Consider the following 252-nt stretch of genomic DNA (forward strand, 5'->3'; position numbering starts at 1 on the left):
GAAAATTAGCGAAGGAACAGCGTATTCTATCACGCAGAAAGAAAGGCTCTAATCGTTGGCACAAACAGGTTCTGAAAGTAGCGAAGCTACATGAAAGAATTGCGAACCAACGAAAAGACTTTCTACAAAATAGATAAGTGGTTTCCATCATCCAAAACTTGTTCATGTTGCGGTCAAGTAAAGGAGTCTCTATCTCTTTCTGAGCGCATATTCCATTGTGATTGTGGTTTTGTGGCAGATAGAGATTGGAAC

The 252-nt window shown here is 40.1% G+C and carries 1 pseudogene; it reads left to right on the forward strand.

Features of this window, described 5'->3' with window-relative positions:
* Positions 1 to 252, forward strand: a pseudogene (locus TEPIDINF_RS15105) (zinc ribbon domain-containing protein); the annotation flags it as partial.

Source organism: Tepidibacillus infernus, from assembly GCF_048898065.1.
Classification (GTDB): domain Bacteria; phylum Bacillota; class Bacilli; order Tepidibacillales; family Tepidibacillaceae; genus Tepidibacillus_B; species Tepidibacillus_B infernus.